This is a genomic window from Pseudoalteromonas sp. PA2MD11 (assembly GCF_017808125.1).
GTDB lineage: Bacteria > Pseudomonadota > Gammaproteobacteria > Enterobacterales > Alteromonadaceae > Pseudoalteromonas > Pseudoalteromonas simplex.
Genome location: NZ_JADKNF010000022.1, coordinates 1 through 18,996 on the forward strand (window position 1 = coordinate 1; position 18,996 = coordinate 18,996).

15 protein-coding genes and 2 tRNA genes are annotated in these 18,996 nt (G+C 39.9%); 11 read left to right on the forward strand and 6 right to left on the reverse strand.

All coding sequences use genetic code 11. The annotated features are described in order from the left end of the window. Positions 1–2: 2 nt before the first annotated feature. Positions 3–75: transfer RNA gene (locus ISP07_RS18660), tRNA-Thr, on the reverse strand. A 69-nt stretch (positions 76–144) separates the two neighbouring features. Then, positions 145–220 (reverse strand) — tRNA-Phe (locus ISP07_RS18665). Positions 221–610: 390 nt separating this feature from the next. Here ISP07_RS18665 and ISP07_RS18670 point away from each other — a divergent pair. Continuing rightward, positions 611–3,373 (forward strand): ATP-binding protein, encoded by a 2,763-nt coding sequence (locus ISP07_RS18670; protein WP_209328532.1) that lies wholly within the window; start codon positions 611–613, stop codon positions 3,371–3,373. Between the two features lie 49 nt (positions 3,374–3,422). Here the strand turns inward: ISP07_RS18670 and ISP07_RS18675 are convergent, their stop codons facing one another. Both ISP07_RS18675 and mutY read right to left on the reverse strand, forming a co-directional pair. Further along, a complete protein-coding gene (locus tag ISP07_RS18675) occupies positions 3,423–3,695 on the reverse strand; it encodes an oxidative damage protection protein (protein WP_036970432.1) in 273 nt (90 codons plus the stop codon). A gap of 15 nt (positions 3,696–3,710) precedes the next feature. Then, positions 3,711–4,787: an A/G-specific adenine glycosylase gene (gene mutY / locus ISP07_RS18680; RefSeq protein WP_228290683.1), complete on the reverse strand. Its 1,077-nt coding sequence runs from the start codon at positions 4,785–4,787 to the stop codon at positions 3,711–3,713. A 218-nt stretch (positions 4,788–5,005) separates the two neighbouring features. Here mutY and trmB point away from each other — a divergent pair, with 218 nt between their 5' ends. From trmB to arcA, 5 genes are all read left to right on the forward strand, one after another. Continuing rightward, positions 5,006–5,731: a tRNA (guanosine(46)-N7)-methyltransferase TrmB gene (gene trmB / locus ISP07_RS18685; protein ID WP_209328533.1), complete on the forward strand. Its 726-nt coding sequence runs from the start codon at positions 5,006–5,008 to the stop codon at positions 5,729–5,731. Between the two features lie 16 nt (positions 5,732–5,747). Further along, a complete protein-coding gene (rsmC, locus tag ISP07_RS18690) occupies positions 5,748–6,776 on the forward strand; it encodes a 16S rRNA (guanine(1207)-N(2))-methyltransferase RsmC (RefSeq protein WP_209328534.1) in 1,029 nt (342 codons plus the stop codon). A 132-nt stretch (positions 6,777–6,908) separates the two neighbouring features. After that, entirely contained in the window at positions 6,909–8,531 is a 1,623-nt protein-coding gene (locus ISP07_RS18695) for an ATP-binding protein (RefSeq protein ID WP_054551297.1), read from the forward strand. Continuing rightward, on the forward strand, positions 8,528–9,052 hold the full coding sequence (locus tag ISP07_RS18700; protein ID WP_228290684.1) for a YfiR family protein: 525 nt from the start codon (positions 8,528–8,530) through the stop codon (positions 9,050–9,052). Before ISP07_RS18695 ends, ISP07_RS18700 begins: the two co-directional genes overlap by 4 nt. 105 nt (positions 9,053–9,157) lie before the next feature. Next, positions 9,158–9,874 (forward strand): two-component system response regulator ArcA, encoded by a 717-nt coding sequence (arcA, locus tag ISP07_RS18705; RefSeq protein ID WP_054551295.1) that lies wholly within the window; start codon positions 9,158–9,160, stop codon positions 9,872–9,874. Positions 9,875–9,880: 6 nt separating this feature from the next. Here the strand turns inward: arcA and arcB are convergent, their stop codons facing one another. Further along, entirely contained in the window at positions 9,881–12,208 is a 2,328-nt protein-coding gene (arcB, locus tag ISP07_RS18710) for an aerobic respiration two-component sensor histidine kinase ArcB (protein ID WP_209328535.1), read from the reverse strand. A 173-nt stretch (positions 12,209–12,381) separates the two neighbouring features. Between arcB and folE2 the strand changes: the two genes are divergently transcribed. The 4 genes from folE2 to ISP07_RS18730 all read left to right on the forward strand — a co-directional run bounded on the left by folE2 (position 12,382) and on the right by ISP07_RS18730 (position 15,740). After that, positions 12,382–13,302 carry a GTP cyclohydrolase FolE2 gene (folE2, locus tag ISP07_RS18715; protein WP_209328536.1) on the forward strand — a complete coding sequence of 307 codons (921 nt, stop codon included), beginning with the start codon at positions 12,382–12,384 and terminating at the stop codon, positions 13,300–13,302. Positions 13,303–13,383: 81 nt separating this feature from the next. Continuing rightward, on the forward strand, positions 13,384–13,977 hold the full coding sequence (locus ISP07_RS18720) for a DUF2726 domain-containing protein (RefSeq protein ID WP_054551292.1): 594 nt from the start codon (positions 13,384–13,386) through the stop codon (positions 13,975–13,977). 103 nt (positions 13,978–14,080) lie between these two features. Continuing rightward, the gene (gene mtnN, locus ISP07_RS18725; RefSeq protein ID WP_054551291.1) at positions 14,081–14,788 is read left to right on the forward strand and encodes a 5'-methylthioadenosine/S-adenosylhomocysteine nucleosidase; all 708 of its coding nucleotides are present in this window, start codon (positions 14,081–14,083) and stop codon (positions 14,786–14,788) included. Between the two features lies 1 nt (position 14,789). After that, the gene (locus ISP07_RS18730) at positions 14,790–15,740 is read left to right on the forward strand and encodes a cobalamin biosynthesis protein CobD/CbiB (protein WP_209328537.1); all 951 of its coding nucleotides are present in this window, start codon (positions 14,790–14,792) and stop codon (positions 15,738–15,740) included. Between the two features lie 51 nt (positions 15,741–15,791). On the opposite strand, the gene tyrS is transcribed toward ISP07_RS18730, so the two are convergent. Next, complete coding sequence (tyrS, locus tag ISP07_RS18735; protein ID WP_209328538.1) at positions 15,792–16,991, reverse strand: tyrosine--tRNA ligase; 1,200 nt, start codon at positions 16,989–16,991, stop codon at positions 15,792–15,794. Between the two features lie 398 nt (positions 16,992–17,389). Here tyrS and ISP07_RS18740 point away from each other — a divergent pair, with 398 nt between their 5' ends. After that, positions 17,390–18,706, forward strand: a complete 1,317-nt coding sequence (locus tag ISP07_RS18740) for a peptidoglycan DD-metalloendopeptidase family protein (protein ID WP_166339834.1) — start codon at positions 17,390–17,392, stop codon at positions 18,704–18,706. Positions 18,707–18,996: the final 290 nt, after the last annotated feature.

Consider the following 18,996-nt stretch of genomic DNA (forward strand, 5'->3'; position numbering starts at 1 on the left):
GGTGCCGACTATCCGAGTTGAACGGATGACCTACTGATTACAAGTCAGTTGCTCTACCAACTGAGCTAAGTCGGCACACTAAATCTGTGTGCTTGACACGATACTGATGTTTAAATAATAAGTTAAACACCAATATATAAATAATGGTGCCCAGAGGCGGAATCGAACCACCGACACGAGGATTTTCAATCCTCTGCTCTACCGACTGAGCTATCTGGGCAATATTAAATTTTTATGCAGAATATCCACAAGGATTTTCAATGCAATTCCCAATTGCTCTATCGACTGGAGCTACTTGGGCAAATTTCAAACGCATTTATGAGCAACAAATTTGGTTGTCGCTGTCTGGGCGTGCGGCGTATTAAACGGGTTTTGCCTTCTCAAGTCAACTTTTTTTTGAGGATTCTAACTGTTTGCACAGTTTTCAATCAAGATTGCTGTTTTCAATAGTTTTTAGCTTATTTAACCAACAACTTTTATGCTTTTAAATTGACTCTCATCATAAAAGAGTTACCTCTGTTAAAAACGTGATGAATTTTTCTTCACAGATGGTAGGATTGTCTAAATATCAAGGAAATGTACCTAGCTGTAAAATTGTTGGATAAGAACCATGCCAAGTAAATCGAATTCACCTGTAAAAGGCTTATTACCGCTTTTTATAATTACGAATCTCGTCATCACCCTGTTAGCGGTCGTTGCTTTTTCGTTTTATCCAACTAATGATGAAGCACCAGTAAAAGAGTTGCAGCCAAATTTAACGGCCATTCAAGTTTCAAATCAATTGCGTGCCCCCCTTGTTAGTGCTTTAACAATGCCTGGGCAAGATAAAGCAAAAGAAGTACTGGATTTAAGCTTACTTCTTAATACTGGCTTTGATTACTATTTATATAGATACGAGTTTAACGGTGATGTTTCTTTAGTTTATGCAAACAACAAAGAGCTTATTCAACCCACTAAAGTCAATCAACAACTAGCTGAAAAAACACTAATACATACTGTTCTTGAATTTAATGACCAGCCTGTTGGCGAGTTAATTGTGAAACAACACCCTATTGAGCAGCCTATTACACAATCTTCTGTGCTTTCAATCGGTCTTGCTGGCTTAACGCTTCTAGCTTTAATTATATTATCTTTTGCGCTGAGTATTTTTATCAATAAGCGTTTTAGTAAAAGTAGTTCATCGTTAAATAAAGAGCTAAAAGCTATTACTGACAATGCGGACTACCAAGGGCAAGTAACTGAAACCCTTGACTTTGGCCTAGACTCTGTCGCAAAGCATGTAAATCAATTACTTAAAAAAGTTGAATCAGCAATTACCGAGAATAAAGCAGCACAAGCTGATTTACAAAAATTACAAAACAGCCTAGAGACAGAGGTACAAAACCGTACTCTCGCTCTTGAGCAAGCAACTCTAAAAGCTGAACAAGCAAACGAAACTAAAACCACTTTCTTGGCTACCATGAGCCATGAGATTCGCACCCCAATGAACGGTGTTATTGGCACAATTGATTTACTTCGCCAAACAGAGCTTGATGGGGCGCAACATAGACTAAGTACAATTATTCGTGATTCTGCATTTTCGTTATTAGGGATATTAGATGACATTCTCGATTTCTCGAAAATCGAAGCGGGTAAATTAAATATCGATAACATTCCTTTTTCAGTATCTGACACGATTGAAGAAGTTGCCCGTGTTTTATCATCGGTTGCCAAAAAGCGTGACCTTGAACTAGAGCTCGCTATTGCGCCCGATATCCCAACAAACCTAATTGGCGACACGGTACGAGTTCGCCAAGTACTTTACAATCTATGTAGTAATGCAATTAAGTTCACCAGCACAGACGACAAGCAAAAAGGTCATGTAAAAATTTCGGTGGAGGTTGCACAAAACACCACTGATCACTACACATTACGCTTTAGTGTATTAGATAACGGTAAAGGGATGACGCAAGCGCAGCTTCGCGAAATATTTAATCCATTTATTCAAGCTGAAGGATCAATAACCCGCGAATACGGTGGCACAGGGTTAGGTTTATCGATTTGTAAAAGCTTAACCGAACTAATGTTGGGTACAATTTCTGTAACCAGTGACTTAGGTATTGGCAGTGAGTTTGTCGTTGAATTACCTTTTAGTACACAAGGTAAAGTTGATTATGCTCACAAACAAGTCATGAAAGATCAAAGAGTTGTTGTGGTCTCTAATCATGACGGTCGAAAAAAACTACTGACACGTTATTTATCATTTATGGGGGCAACACCAGTTATCGCCCAAAACAATGAGCAAATTGAAGTTGAGCAGGACCGAAAAGAGCTGATTTGGATCCTTGATGGGATCGAAACCATGGAAGATATTAACTATATCTTACGTCGCTTACTTTACACTTTAGAAGATAATAATCAGCAAGTTATCGTCTTAAGTAGATTAGATGAAGCTGCCGTAAATCATAAGAATATTTTTTATCTAAATGCAGTACCATTATGTAAGTCAAACTTTATGATGTCACTTCTCGTGGCAGCTGGATTACATAAGCCTAAACAAATTTCTTCTACCAAATCATTTAACGACTACCTAAGTGTTGATAAGGCTCGTGAAGAAAACAAGTTAGTACTTCTTGTTGAAGATAACGTGCTAAATCAGCAAGTGCTGACCGATCAGCTACATCTACTAGGCTATGGTGTTGAAATGGCTGAAAATGGTGAGAAAGGTTTAGAAGCATGGCGTGAAGGTAAGCACTCTATTATCTTAACTGATTTACACATGCCAAAAATGTCTGGTTACGATATGGTAGAAAAAATACGCCATGAAGCATCGCAACTTGAAGATATCAACGCCCAGCCTTATGTAATTGCTATAACAGCTAATGCGCTTAAAGGTGAAAAAGAGCGTTGCTTAAGCATAGGCATGAACGATTACATTACAAAACCTGTTGAGCTAAATGTGCTTGAAGGAACACTTCATAAATGTGCTTATAAAGCAAACCCAGAAGCTGCAAAATTGGAAAGTAAAAAACTTACAACACCAATTGATATGGATGTGCTAGGTAAATATGTCAATGATGAAGCGAAGAAGCTACGTTTCTTTAAGATGTATTTAGAACAGAGTAATCAACTCAGTAAAGAGGTAAACGCTGGGGTTATAGAATATGATTTAGATAAAATTATCACTTCTTGCCATCAGCTAAAGTCAATTTCGAAAACCATAGGAGCAATGAAGGTTGCTGAGCTTGCCGCTGGATTTGAACAAACCTGCAAAGAAGGCGAGCCTACAAGCGACGAATTAATTGCACTTAGAGATAGTTTCGAAATTGAATACTCTAAGGTGGCTCAGTTCTTAAAAGAACAAATTAACAAAGCCGAACAAGAAGCTGAATAATACAGATCAAAAAGGGCCATTACGGCCCTTTTTACTTTTGATTATGCGCTTATTTTTCTGGTGGACGGTAGCCTTCTATTTCTACGTCTTTACCTTCAAATAAGAAACCCACCATTTGCTCTTCTAAAAAAGCACGGTGCTCTGGGTCCATCATGTTCAGGTGTTTTTCGTTGATCAGCATTGTTTGCTTGTGTTGCCATTGGCCCCACGCTTCTTTACTGATGTTGTTGAAAATCTTTTCACCAAGCTCACCTGGGTATAGTTGGAAGCCTAAGCCTTCAGCTTCTTTTTGTAACTTTTGACAAAATACTGTACGTGCCATAATTGCTCTCTACTCTTATTGCGTGATGCTATTGTAATCTATTGCGCTTAAATGTTTAACCAGCTTTTTCGTTGGTGCAGCAAGACCAACCTCAACAGACTCATCAAGCGGATACCAAACCAGTTGTCGTTCATTAATGAGATCTGGAATGCTCGGCAAGGTTAAAACATGTGGATTGATGGTTAGCTCAAAATGTGAAAATACATGGGTAAAGGCTTCAAGTGCCTGCGTATTGCTTGATAGACCATGCTGAGCTAAAAATGATTCGAGCGCAGCTTGCTCGCTAAACTCAAAAAAGCCAAACAATCCACCCCATATCCCTGAGCTTGGGCGCTTTTCCATAAGTACTTTATTGTCGCAGGCTAGAATGAGCTGATGGCATGACTTCTTCGGTACAGCCTTTTTTGGTTTTGAATGCGGGAACTCTTTTACTTTACCTTCTTTAAAAGCAAGGCATTTACTATTTAAAGGACAAGGCTCACAGTCAAACTTACTACGTGAACAAAGGCTTGCACCTAAATCCATCATTGCCTGATTAAACTCAGTAACCGACTCTTTAGGCGTTAATTGCGATGATAATGACCAAAGTTGATTTTCGACCTTTTTCACTCCGTACCAGCCTTCAACCATAAAAAAGCGTGCTAGCACTCGTTTAACATTGCCATCTAAAATTGGATGATGTTGACCAAGCGATAAAGACAAGATAGCCCCTGCCGTTGAACGACCAATACCCGGCAAGTCCATTACTTCTTCAAGCGTAGTTGGAAACTCACCTTGGTAGTTATCACGGACTATTTTTGCCGTTTTATGTAAGTTACGCGCCCGGGCGTAGTAGCCAAGGCCAGTCCAATGGTGTAACACCTGATCTTCATCGGCATTAGCAAGCGCAATAATGTCAGGAAAGCTTTGCATAAACTTTTCAAAGTATGGAATAACAGTCACCACTTGAGTCTGCTGTAGCATGACCTCAGAGATCCATACCTTATAAGGGGTTTTATTTAACTGCCAAGGGAGAGTTTTACGGCCGTGAAGGTGGTACCAGTCAACCACTTGGTTTGCAAACCAAGTTGACTCCTTATTGCTTAAATTCAAAATAACATCTTTACTTGCTGAAGCTCATTGCGGCCAAGTCTATTGCAGTTGGTTAGGCCAAGCAAGTCGAACAGCCCCTACTTTGCCTAAATAGCTAGCATATGGCTGCAATATTAATCTCATAAGATAAACAAGCCCAGACTATTGTACTCAAGGCGCAGGTCAGGGATAATACGCACCCTTTTTCTATCGTCAGTATTTTTATCAGGCCAAAATATATGAGTGACTCAAGTAACCCAAACCTCGAGCAAGCAAAGCAAGAGGGTAAATATATCCGCACGATTCGTAGTTTCGTAAAGCGCGAAGGTCGCCTCACAAAAGGCCAAGCGGCAGCCATCGAGAAGTGTTGGCCAACGATGGGCCTTAAGCATAAAAATGGCATGCTAAACCTAAAAGAAGTGTTTGGTAACGATAACGATGTGGTACTAGAAATCGGTTTTGGTATGGGTAAATCGCTAGTCGAAATGGCTAAAAACGCACCTGAGCTTAACTTCATCGGTATTGAAGTTCACCGCCCAGGTGTAGGTGCCTGTTTAATGGATGCCGACGAAGCAGGTGTAACAAACTTACGCGTATTCGAGCACGATGCAGTTGAAGTTCTAGCTGATTGTATTGCCGATGAAAGCTTATCTAAGCTGCAATTATTCTTCCCTGATCCATGGCATAAAAAACGTCACCATAAGCGTCGTATCGTACAACCAGAGTTTGCACAAAAGTTACGTAGCAAATTAAAAATTGGCGGTGTTTTCCATATGGCGACTGACTGGGAAAATTATGCTGAGCATATGCTTGAAGTAATGCAAGTTGCTGAAGGTTACAAAAACCAGTCAGAAACTAACGATTACGTTCCTCGCCCAGATTCACGTCCACTGACAAAATTTGAGCAGCGCGGCCACCGTTTAGGTCACGGCGTATGGGATCTAATGTTTGAGCGTACTAAGTAACAAAAGGTAAAGCAGCATGAGTAAGTTAACCAACCCAAGTTTATTATTGCTTCGAAATGAAGACGAACTTGTTGGACAATCGATTTTAGTGGTTAACTTTGAGCAAGATGGCTTCTTACGCGAACTTAAAACGCTAAACCCTGACGCAAAAATTACTGCGTTCAGTTATAACCACGCAAATGCCATGTATGCTAGCAAAATTGCCGGTATACATGCTGTGGTTAGCCACACTATTCCAGATAATAACTACGATTTAGTTATCTATTATTACCCAAAAGCTAAGCCCGAAGCACAAATGTGCCTCGATAACATTCGTGCTGTTTGTCATCAAGACGCGCAACTATTTGTGGTAGGTGAAAATAAAAGCGGTGTTAAATCAGCAGAGAAACAACTAAAAGATCACTGTGGTTTTAGTAACAAAATCGATAGTGCCAAGCACTGTATTTTGTATTTATTCTCTGAGCTTACGCTAAACGATAACTTTGCTATCGGTCGTTATCATAAGCAATTTCAAGTGAAAGCCGGCGATATTGAATTTACGGCGATTAGTGTGCCGGGCGTATTTAACCACGGTGCGCTTGATGTAGGTACCGCGGTACTTCTAAATAATGCGCCAAGTATTAGCAAGGGTAAAGTGCTAGACTTTGCATGTGGCGCAGGCATTATTGCAACTTATTTAGGAAAAAAGCAGCCTGAGCTTGAGTTTGTATGTAGCGATGTAAGTGCTCTTGCTACTTACGCCACAGAGCAAACACTTGCATTAAATAACCTTAAAGGCCAAGCAGTATTAAGTGATGGCTTATCTGATATTAATGGTAAATTTGACTTAATCATCAGTAACCCACCTTTCCACACCGGTATTGCCACTGATTACACCATTGCCGAGGCATTTCTTAGCTCTGCAAAGCAACACTTGAGTAAGCAAGGTAAACTGACCATAGTTGCAAACAGCTTCTTAAAATACCCACCTATTTTAGAAGCGCAATTTGGCCAATACAGTACCGATTTCAAAAATACAAAATTTGCAGTTTACTCAGCTAAATAAAAGTTGAGTAAATAGCTTATTCGTAGCAAAAATATTTTTTTAAATATTTTTTTAAATATTTAGTTACTTTTAAATGTCTTTGCTAGACTAAACTCTTACTAATAAAATAAAAATTTAGGCTTTCTATAGCGCATGTCAATTTTATCGGCACAAACAAGTATTCGTAAGGCATTAACTAATGCGGTTATGCTTGTTACTGCGTTGTGCTTGTCTTTGTCTATCTCTATTTCGACCTACCTAGATGTAAAAGAACAAAAAGCCTTAATTGTCGATAAAATAACTATTCTATCTGAAATTATTGCATATAACGCCCAGGTCACAGTGTTATTTGATGATAACGAAACTGAAACAGAGCGCCTAAAATCTTTCGAGACAGTGCCGCTCATTAAAAACATTCACATATACGCAATTGACGAATTATCGAATGAGCCTGTTTTTTTCAGCAGCTTTAACGCCAATAGAACTCCGCCAGTTCCTATCAAAGTAAACAGTATCAGCGAGCTGTCTGAGCCAAAGTTTAAAGATGATGTAATAGAATTAATAAAACCAATCAAATATGAAGGAGAAGTGATTGGCTATGCCTATGTTCGTGGTGGCTTAGATAGGCTCAATCAGTATATTAACCGTAAAATCTTTATTGATATTTTACTAACCCTATTTGTTTTAGTGTTGGTGTATTTTGTTGCTCTGCGTATTCAAAAACGTATTGCGAACCCAATTGATGAACTGAGTAACTTGCTTCAAGATGTGTCAAAAAACCATAACTATGACACTCGCGCACAAAAAACTAATGTCGATGAAATTAATCAGCTTTCTAGCAGCTTAAATATCATGCTTGCCCGAACCCAAAAGCAAATCGAGCGCCACGAAAAAGACAAACAAGAAATAAAACAGCTTAACCAAAGCCTTGAAGAGAAAGTAAATCAACGTACTATTGCCTTGCGTGAGGCTAACCAAGAACTACTCAATACACTTGAGCGTATGCATCAATACCAAAATCAAATAGTAGAAAATGAAAAAATGGCCTCTTTAGGGCAAATGGTTGCAGGTGTAGCCCATGAGGTAAATACACCTATCGGCTTAGGTATTACGGGTTCAACCTTGCTGCGTGACAAGCTGGCAGAAATCAACGCGCAGTTTGAGCAAAAAACACTCACCTCAGCACATTTAAAACGCTTTATAACTGATGGCATTGAAAATCTAGATCTTATCTATCGCAACTTAAACCGAGCCGCAGAGCTAGTCTCAAGCTTTAAGAAAGTGGCAGTTAATCAAGATGTCGAAATAACCACTAACGTAAACTTATATAATTTATTAAATGATGTGATTATGTCGATGCGCTCAGAAATACAATATCGCAATCCTAAAATCACGATTAACTGCAATAATGACTTTAGTATTGAGACTAAATCGGGACCCTTACAGCAGGTGTTACAGCAGTTATTGAGTAACTCTGTGATCCATGGTTTTAGCGACGAGCTTGATAACGAGATCACCTTTAACGTTGAGCGCAATGAAAGCAGCTTTATTATTCACTATTTCGATAATGGCGTTGGTGTTGAAAAGACGATTCGAAAACGTATTTTCGACCCATTTGTGACAACCAAACGAGGCGAAGGTGGAAGTGGACTAGGTATGCATTTAGTTTATAACCTGGTAACCCAAGCCTTAGGCGGTACAATAATTCACGATGAGTTAAATACCGAGGGTGCTCATTTTATTATTACTCTCCCCTTATCTGAAGGTAATGCATGATGAAAATCATATGTTGCCTTTTTGCTTTTGTTATTTACGCCACCCCGAGTTTTGCAAAATCACCAGAACAAGTAAAATCTGCGTTTTTATATCAAATTGCTAAGTTCACTAAGTTTACTGAAAGCATGGATCCTCCACCTATTTCTTTCTGTTTTTATAATGTAGAAACAGGGCCTGGGTCGTTCCTAAAGGACAAAAGTGAACTGCAAATTAACAAAAAACCTATCAACGTTATTTTAGTGAAAAAAACTCAGCAAATTTCTGAACTTTCTCAGATTTGTGATATCACATACATTGATGAAACATTAGAAAATGATATACTTCCACTTTGGACCGATACAATTTCATTAAATACTTTAACGATAGGTGAAAGTATTCGCTTTTTAGAGAAAGGCGGAATAGCCTCTCTGGTTCAAGAAGGAAATAAAATCCGACTGTATATCAATAAGCAGCACGTATTGCAGCATAACTTTAAAGTGCAATCTCGATTGTTAGCTATGGCTAAGTTTTATCCAAATTGATTTTACTTGTTAACAATTGGATCTAATCCTATAATCTCTAGTATTCGGTTTTGCTTGATAATACCGAATTTTTGTAAATAAAATTTCCGAAAAGGTTAATATACAATGCAAACGCCAGTCATTCTGATCGTAGAGGATGAAGACGTAACTCGACTAAACCTCGTTAGTTTATTTGAAGCCGAAGGTTACAAAGTTATTGAAGCCATTGATGGCGATGATATGCATGACAAGCTTACAAATAATGATGATGTGAACCTTGTAGTTATGGATATCAACCTACCAGGTAAAAACGGGCTTATTTTAGCGCGTGAATTACGTCAAAAACGTAATGTTGGTTTAATTTTCTTAACAGGTCGTGACAACGACGTTGATCGCATTTTAGGTCTTGAAATTGGTGCTGATGATTACATCACAAAACCATTCAACCCTCGCGAATTAACTATTCGTGCTCGTAACCTTATTTCGCGCACAGCATTAGGTGGCGAAGAAGCGAATATCGAAACAAATGGTGTTATTACATTTAACGGTTGGGAACTTGATGAAAACAGCCGTTGTTTAACATCTCCAAGTGGCGACGCTAAGCGTTTACCTAAAGGTGAATACCGCGCACTTCGTTTAATGCTCGATTCACCGGGCCGTATTTTCAGCCGTGAGCAATTAATTAAGCACATGACTGGCCGTGAGCTTCGCGCAAATGACCGCACTGTAGACGTAACCATTCGTCGTATCAGAAAACACTTTGAAAGCGATAACAGCACCTCTGAGCTGATCAGCACCATCCATGGTGAAGGCTATCGTTTCATTGGTAAAATCGACAGCTAATTAGAATTAATCTTCTAACTGCTGTAAGAATAATTGGAGGGCGTCACGCCCTTCATTTATTTTAACTGCAAGTTCATCAAGCCACTGTTGTAACTCTTCACTACTTTCTTCAAGCGCGCCGTGTTCCATCTTCTTAGCATGTAACTGCACATCGTTTAAGCCTACAGAGCCAGCTGCACCTTTCAATTTATGCGCCACCGATTTGTATTCTTCTCTATCATCTTCAGCTAACGCATCTGCTAGCTCAGTTTGATACTGAGGGTTTAACTTATTAAATAACTCACAGCTACGATTAAAAATAACCAGCCCCATTGAGCCTACAAAGTCTTCGATGGTTTCTATATCGAGAAGCTCAACACGTATACCCGATAAGTCTTTTTCCGTCATGGCTTTAATTGGCTCAGGCTGACAATTTTGTTGCTGTTTTATATCAAATAGCTCGCCGAGCATTTTATCGAGTTTAGTGGTGTTGATAGGCTTAGCGAGTGCACCTTGAATATTAATACCCGCAAGTTCTTCTTCGGCACTACGCACGTTGGCAGTCAAGGCAACGATTGGCAGCTTATCAAAGTGCTCATCATCACGAATTTGACGAGCAACTTCATCACCATTGATGTCTGGTAATTGCATATCAAGTAAAACGAGGTCTAAGTCATCTTCTGTGTAGACAAACGACAGCGCATCTTCACCAGTTTCAGCCCAAATAACTTCGTGGCCACGCTGCTCAAGTAGGTTGGTAGCAATCTCAGCATTTAGCGGCACATCTTCAACTAAAAGAATATTTAAGCTGCGTACCGCATAACTTTGCTCAGCTGGCGCAATACAAAGCTTAAGGGGAATTTCGACAACAAAAACACTGCCCTCACCTTCAGTACTGCTGACATTGATTTCACCTTTCATCGCAGTAACAAGTGCTTTAGTTACTGCAAGACCAATCCCTGAACCAATTGCATTGGTGCCTTTGATATCAGGTGCCTTATAGTACATGTCAAAAATACGGTGCAGCTGCTCTTGAGGAATGCCTTGACCGGTGTCGCTTACACGCATCACTAACCAAGGCCCATCAGCGCGATTCTCACGGCGACATTCAAGCTCAACATGACCCTGTTGAGTGAACTTAACCGCATTATTGATAAGATTCCAAACAACTTGACGTAAACGAGTCGGATCAAGTGACGCATAAACGTCTAACGTACCTTTGCGTTTAATATTGAACTCAAGTCCCTTTTGCTCAGCAATTAAGCCTGCAAAGTTCACCACATCATTTATAAAGTCGGCCACATTGACTGAGTCAGCAACAATATCAAGCTGCTCACGATCAATTTTATCCAAGTCGATAATATCGTTAAATATATTGCCAAGGGTTTCGGCACTTGAGAATACAGTGTTACACCAACTACGTTGTTGTTTATCAAGTTCTGTATCTAGCAACATGCGGGTTAAACCCACTATACCGTTAAGCGGTGTTCTTAGTTCATGACTTAGAGTCGCAATGAATTTACCTTTATCTTTGTAAGCCGCTTCAAGGGCCTGAGCCGCCTCTTTACGACTGGTGATATCACGGCCAAAGGCAAGTAAACCAATGTACTCACCTTTTTCATTAATAAAGGGTAACTTACGCATCTCAAACCAACGCTTTTCACCATTAACAGGGTATTCAACGTCAAGTGTAAGAGCTTGGTGAGTTTGAGATACTTTTTTGTCGGTGCGAAGTACCTCCGGTAAATAATCACTTGGATAGATTTCTTCGACACTCTTGCCGATTAACTCATCGCTGCTTTTACCAATCACTTGTTCGAACATTTTATTACAGCCAGCAAACACACCATTGTTGTCGCGGTAATAAAACAAATCGGGAGATGAGTCGACAATAGAGCGTAATAACATGCCTTGTTGAGCTAGTTCTTGTTGAGTTTTCTTACGCTCAGCAATTTCGCGTCTTAGTTCTTCTATTGCTCTGTGCTTAGCATGAAACGCCATTTTACGTTCATCAATCTCTTCGTTTAAGCGACTGATATTATCTTTTAGCGTTTGATTGAGCAGTTTTTCTTGTTTGGTTGCGCTATCTAGATAACTATAAGATGCTTCTAACTGGCGAATAGAATTGAGCAGCACTGTTATTAATATCGGCGATACTACTGCGGTAAAAAACAACACAGCTAAAACATCAACTAAAGTTACCGTACCGACTGCTACATAATAAAACATGCACGATAAAATCAGCGACATGACCAGTAATAAGGCATAACAGGCAGCGGCAGTTTTAAACTCACCGTACTTAGAAATAAAGCTTGAGAGTGTGCGAGCCCAGGGACTCAAAGAAGAATCAATCATATATTAAAGCTTAGGCACATAATCGAAAAAAACAGCATAGTTAATTTTATCACTATTCCTTTAGAAATATTCATATTGTGCGATAAACATAGAATTTTTTCATCAACGCCGCTTTTTTATATTTTTTCATGTAAAATACCGCGCTTTAATAATTGCAAAGAATGAGTATTACCATGCAAACCACAATGCCAGATATTGCTGATACGGCTCCCGCCTTACAAACAGGTAAATTAGACTGGGTTGGCATGGGCGAAATTGAACTTCCTTTCATTTTTGAAACTCGCAATATTGCCCCTGTAAACGTAATTGCCAAGGCACGCGCTTTTGTAAACTTGCATAAAGAAGACGCCAAAGGCATTCATATGTCGCGTTTATTTTTAGCCCTTGATACCTTATCAACCGAGCAGCAAGTTAATCCACAAACTCTCAAGCAAGCACTTGATGCCTTTATTAGCAGCCATGATGATTTAAGTGACCAAGCACAAATCGAATTTAAGTTTGAGCTACCACTGCGCCGAAAATCTTTATTAAGTGGCAAAATAGGTTGGAAAAACTACCCGATTCATCTGATCGCTAAGATCAACCAAGGCATTGTAAGCTTTGAGTTAATGGTTGATGTCACTTACTCGTCAACATGCCCATGTTCAGCGGCTCTTGCTCGTCAATTAATTCAAAATGCCTTTAGCGAAAAGTTTGCAGAGCAAAATGTTGATAAGCAAACTGTTTTAGAATGGCTAGGCACAACTGACGGGATTGTAGCTACACCACACTCACAGCGTTCAATCGCCAACGTGAAAGTAAAACTCGACAGCCAAATTGACAGCTTTGATGTGGTTGGCTTAATTGATGCTTTAGAAGCTGAGCTAAAAACGCCAGTACAAGCAGCGGTTAAACGTGAAGATGAGCAAGAGTTTGCCCGCTTAAATGGTCAAAACCTCATGTTCTGCGAAGATGCTGCACGTAAAATTAAAGGCTTACTTGAACAGCATAACTACGCAGATTACTGGCTACAAATAAACCACTACGAATCACTTCATGCCCATGACGCGGTAGCAATCGCTGTTAAAGGGGTTGCTGGCGGATACACGGCTTAAAAATTTCGGGTAGCTCCATACAGTTAGGCACGCTAATTGCTATTAGTTTTCAGTGTCAATTTGTTGTTGTGGAGTTACCGTATGGAATTCGCTTTATTATCAATTTTAGTATTAGTCGTCGTAGCCTCTGTTGTTGCGTCAAAGTTTACCGATGAAGGCGGAAACCCTTACCCTTTCACTCGTAAGCAAACTGTTTTTACGCAAGTTGAGAGTGCTTTTTTACACCTGCTAGAACGTGCGGTAGGCGACCAGTACAAAATCGTCAGCCGTGTTAAACTGATTGATTTAATCGACTGTAAGCAAGGCTTATCTGTCAAAGCTAAACGTGCTGCAATGGCTAAAGCCAAAAACAAACAGTTAGATTACGTGCTTATCGACAAGGACAAACTTAGCATTGTTGCCGCTGTTGATTTAGTAAATAACACCAACCGCGACGGCCATAAAGCACAACGTGACTGGTTTGTCAGTGGCGCGTTAGAAGCGGCAGGCATTCCGCATATTCGTATGAAAGTAAAATCAGGCTATCAACCAAGAGAAGTACGTGACGCTATCATGTTTAAACTTGGTAAACCTGCAGCAGCACCGGCAAGACCTGCACGCAATCGAGTAACTAAACCAGCAGTACTATCACCATCACAAGCAAAAGCACACTCAACGGCGCTTGCAGAAATATAGTCCGTCATAATATTGGCAAAAGCAGACTTTAAGGTCTGCTTTTTTGTTTGTTTTAGACATTTTTAGGTATAATCATCCTATTCAATCTAAGGAATCAAATATTATGCACGTTGGTATTATTGGCGCGATGGAGCCAGAAGTAAAAATCTTACGCGAAGCAATGGTAAACCCAAGCATCATGACTAAAGCTGGTTTTACCTTTTACACCGGTGAATTAGCGGGTAACACTGTTACTTTAGTTCAATCTGGTATTGGTAAAGTAGCTTCTGCAGTAGCAACGACACTACTAATCGACAACTTCAGCCCAGATTGTGTGATCAACACAGGTTCTGCAGGTGGTTTTGAGCCATCGCTAAATGTAGGTGATGTCGTTATTTCTTCAGAAGTTCGTCACCACGATGTAGACGTGACTGCATTCGGTTACGAAATCGGCCAAGTACCACAAATGCCAGCGGGCTTTGCTGCGCACCCTAAATTGATTGAAGCGGCAGAGCAAAGCGTAAGCCAAATCAGCGATGTCAAAACCATGATTGGCCTAATTTGTACTGGTGATTCATTCATGTGTGACCCGGTACGAATTGAAAAAACACGCGCAGAATTTCCAACTATGCTTGCAGTAGAAATGGAAGGTGCAGCAATTGCACAAGCTTGTCACGTGCTAGAAACACCATTTGTTGTTATTCGTTCAATGTCTGACATTGCTGGCAAAGAATCGCCGCAATCATTTGAAGAGTATATCGAAACTGCATCTATCAACTCATCTAAAATGGTTGTTGCTCTTTTAGAGAAGCTAACATCGGTGAGTTTATAAGGTGATTGCAAATATTGTTCAAAACCATTTGGACATTATTGTATTTTTTGTAGCGCTCTTAGCTGAGCGCTTCTTTCCTTTGGTTAGTTGGTATCATCCTAATACCTTTTTAACCGTTATTTTCTCTGCCCTCAGCGATCGTTTATACAACCCAACGAATCCTAAAAGCTATCAATATTTAGCCTCAACTTTGGCTTTTACACTCACCATTTTAGTGATAGTGACATTAGTTGTGCTGTTTTTAGAGTTTGCTTTTTACCCTGAGTTATTAAGTGGCTTAGTTTTATATTTGTTACTCAGTAGCCGCGCGCAAGAGAAGAAATCATTACGTATTGCCAGATTGCTCAAGCTCAACCAAAAAGCGACTGCTAGAGAGCTACTCTCGAGCCTTGTTGCCCGTGATGTATCACGTTTATCGGCTTCTGGAATTTGTAAAGCAACCATGGAGTCACTGGTGTTACAAAGTGCGCGGCATTATTTTGCCGTTATCTTCTTTTACCTACTTGGCGGCGCTATCCTTGCTTTAGTTTATCGTTTACTGACATTAATTCATCAAGCATGGCGAAAAAACCAAAAACCCAACAACCCGTTTTTGGCTCCCATTGCTAAGTTACTATTTGTATTGGAGTGGTTACCCACTCGATTAGTTGCATTAACCATTGCAGCAACCAATGCCAGTAGACAGAGCATTCATTACATTAAGCACTATGGCAGACATTTTTATCAAACCAATACGGGTTGGCTGTTAAGTGTTACATCGGCTGCTTTGCAAGTACAGTTAGGCGGCCCTGCCCTTTACCAAGGTGAGCGCTTTAATAAAATGCGTGTTGGTACTGATCGCTTGCCAGATGCCGATGATATTCCCGCTTTAGTGAATCGTTTAAATCAAGCGAAAGCATTTTGGTTACTACTTATCATCGCCATTGAAGTGGCTACGCTGTTTATTAACTAAAAAAAGGCACAAAAAAACCAGCCGCAGCTGGTTTTTATTCTGTTAGCTTATTTAAGCTAAGGTGATTTTAGCAAACTTACGTTTACCTACTTGGTAAATCTGTGTAGTGCCTTTAGCAACTTCAAGCTTAGTATCCGTTACTTTTTCTTCACCATTAATCTTTACAGCGCCTTGTTTAATCATACGCATTGCTTCTGACGTACTTGCAACAAGGTTCGCTTCTTTTAATAGATTAGTGATAAACACAGTGTCTTCAGCAATTGTTACTGTTACTTCAGGGATCTCATCTGGTAATGCATTCTTTTGGAAACGCTTGATGAAATCTTGATGAGCACCTTCGGCTGCTTCTCCGCTGTGGAAACGTGCAATCATTTCTTTGGCAAGCTCAATCTTAATGTCGCGCGGGTTTGCACCATCTGCAACACGTTGTTTAAGCGCTGCAATCTCTTCGATAGATAACGCACTTAATAAGTCATAGTAACGCCACATTAGCTCATCACTAATAGACATCACTTTACCAAACATGTCGTTAGGCTCATCAGTAATACCAATGTAATTACCTAATGACTTAGACATTTTCTGAACGCCATCAGTACCTTCAAGCAGTGGCATCATAAGTACTGTTTGTGGCTTTTGACCTTCGTCTTTTTGTAATTCACGACCCATTAATAGGTTAAAGCGTTGGTCTGTACCACCAAGTTCAACATCAGCTTCTAATGCAACTGAGTCCCAACCTTGTACCAGTGGATATAAAAATTCGTGGATAGCAATTGATTGACCGCTGGCATAACGCTTTTTAAAGTCATCACGTTCTAGCATACGTGCTACTGTTTGACGCGCAGCCAGTTTAATCATACCTGCTGCACCTAAGTTCTCCATCCAAGTAGAGTTGAATGCAACTGTAGTTTTAGCAGGATCAAGAATCTTAAATACTTGCTCTTTATAGGTTTCAGCATTAGCTAATACATCTTCACGGGTTAACGGTTTACGCGTTACGTTTTTACCCGTCGGATCACCAATCATACCGGTGAAGTCACCGATCAAGAAAATCACTTCATGACCTAGGTCTTGGAAGGTTTTCATTTTGTTGATAAGAACTGTGTGACCTAAATGCAGATCAGGCGCAGTTGGATCGAAACCCGCTTTGATCTTAAGTTTCTTACCAGACTTTAGCTTTTCGACTAATTCGTCTTCAATTAATATCTCTTCTGCACCGCGTTTTATCTCAGCTAGAGCGGTTTGTAAATCCACTGTGTATTACTCCAAAAATTCAGCTACCGGGGCGTGGTGGCCTGTCAGGGTTATAAATATAGAGCTAAAAACTTTAAAATTTAGCTAGTTAGCACCAAAAAGCGACACTAGAAAAAAGCCTAACTTAAATAGTTTAAGAAACAGCCCTGAAGGCAGCGCGCATGATTGTTCTTTATACCGCGTTATTGCAATTTAATGAAGGGACTTTAGTTAACTAATGTAGATTTAGTTTAACCATAGACATCTGCTGCAATTTTAAACAAAAAAGTTTAACGCGCAGGCCAATTCTAGCGTAAAATAGCGCCAGTTTAAATCTACAAAACACTGGTATTTGCTCTATTTTAGGTATATCCTGCGATATTAGTATTTAAATTTCTTGACAGCAGAAAAGGCACGATATGGTTCACGTAGTGCACAAACTTCCCAAAAAACACAAACTGCTTATTCTCGGTTTGGTTTCTGCTATTGTCGGCTTGGCGTTATTGCCTTCTGAAAAAGCCACCGCATCAAAGGACAACAGTGCAAACGCACTTGAAATTGGCAAACGCTACGAATTACAAGTTAAAGTTGATGATAACGAAAAACTAACTGAGCTTAATTCGGAGCAAGCAGCAGCAAAACTTCCAGAATACGAGCTTATCGACCATGAAGTACGTAATGGCGATAATTTAGCACTTATCTTTAAACGTGCGGGTTTCTCAGCGCAAACATTACACAAACTAGTTAATACCAACGCTGAAACTCGTAAGTTAACAAAAATTCACCCAGGCGAAATCTTAAGCTTTGCAACAGCTGAAGATGGTTCTCTAGCTCAGCTGCGTTATGTGATCTCAAAAACAGATACCTTATACGTTACATTAAATGACGAAGGTAACTACGACACCTCTATTGATAGCAAAGAAATCGAAACGCTAAGTAAATCTGCTGGCGGCGAGATCTCAAATAGCTTTTGGACATCAGGCATTGCCGCTGGCTTAAGCGAGCGTCAAATTATGAATTTTGCTGACATCTTTGGTTGGGATGTCGACTTTGCTAATGACATTCGTAAAGGTGACCAATTTGGTCTAATTTATGAAGCTCACTATGTTGATGGTGAGTACATTGGTGATGGTAAAATTATTGCCGCAGAATTTATTAACCAAGGTGAGCGTTATACCGCTATTCGCCATACTGATGGTAACTTCTACACACCTGAAGGCCGTAGCATGAAAAAAGCCTTCTTACGCGCACCTGTTAACTTTAAGTATATTAGCTCGAGCTTTAACCCGCGCCGCTTACACCCTGTGACCAAAACGGTAAAACCACATAATGGTATCGATTACGCAGCACGTACCGGTACGCCAGTTGTATCATCGGGTAATGGTAAAGTGATTAAAGCAGGATACAGTAAATACAACGGTAATTATGTATTTATTAGCCATGGCACTCAGTATGTAACTAAGTACTTACACTTAAACAAAAAGATGGTTAGAACTGGTCAGAAAGTGAAGCAAGGCCAGAAGATTGGTACGGTTGGTGCGACAGGTCGTGTAACGGGCCCACACTTACACTATGAATTCTTAGTAAACGGTGTACACCGTAACCCTAAAACGGTCAAACTACCTAAATCAGAGCCTTTACCGCGCGATGAGTTAGCTAAGTTTAAACCGATTGCTGATAACTTCTTAGCACAATTACAGCGTAACCGTGAGTTACAATTGGCGTTAAATAAGTAGTTAAGTAAACATAAAAAAGCCGCTTCAAATTGAAGCGGCTTTTTTGTGCCAAATAAACCCGGCTAAAACTATTATAGACTTTACTAAAATGAGTACTGATGGCACTGCGGTTTAATACAACTATTACCTTAAAAGAACATAGATAAGTTGAATAATCAGCGAAATCATCACCAGTGGCCAAATGTACTTTGCATACTTTGTCGCGCCATCAAGCCCCATTCTAGACTGATACTTTTCAAGTAGCGGTATCAGGATAACCAAGGCAACAAAAAGGCATAATAAGATAATAA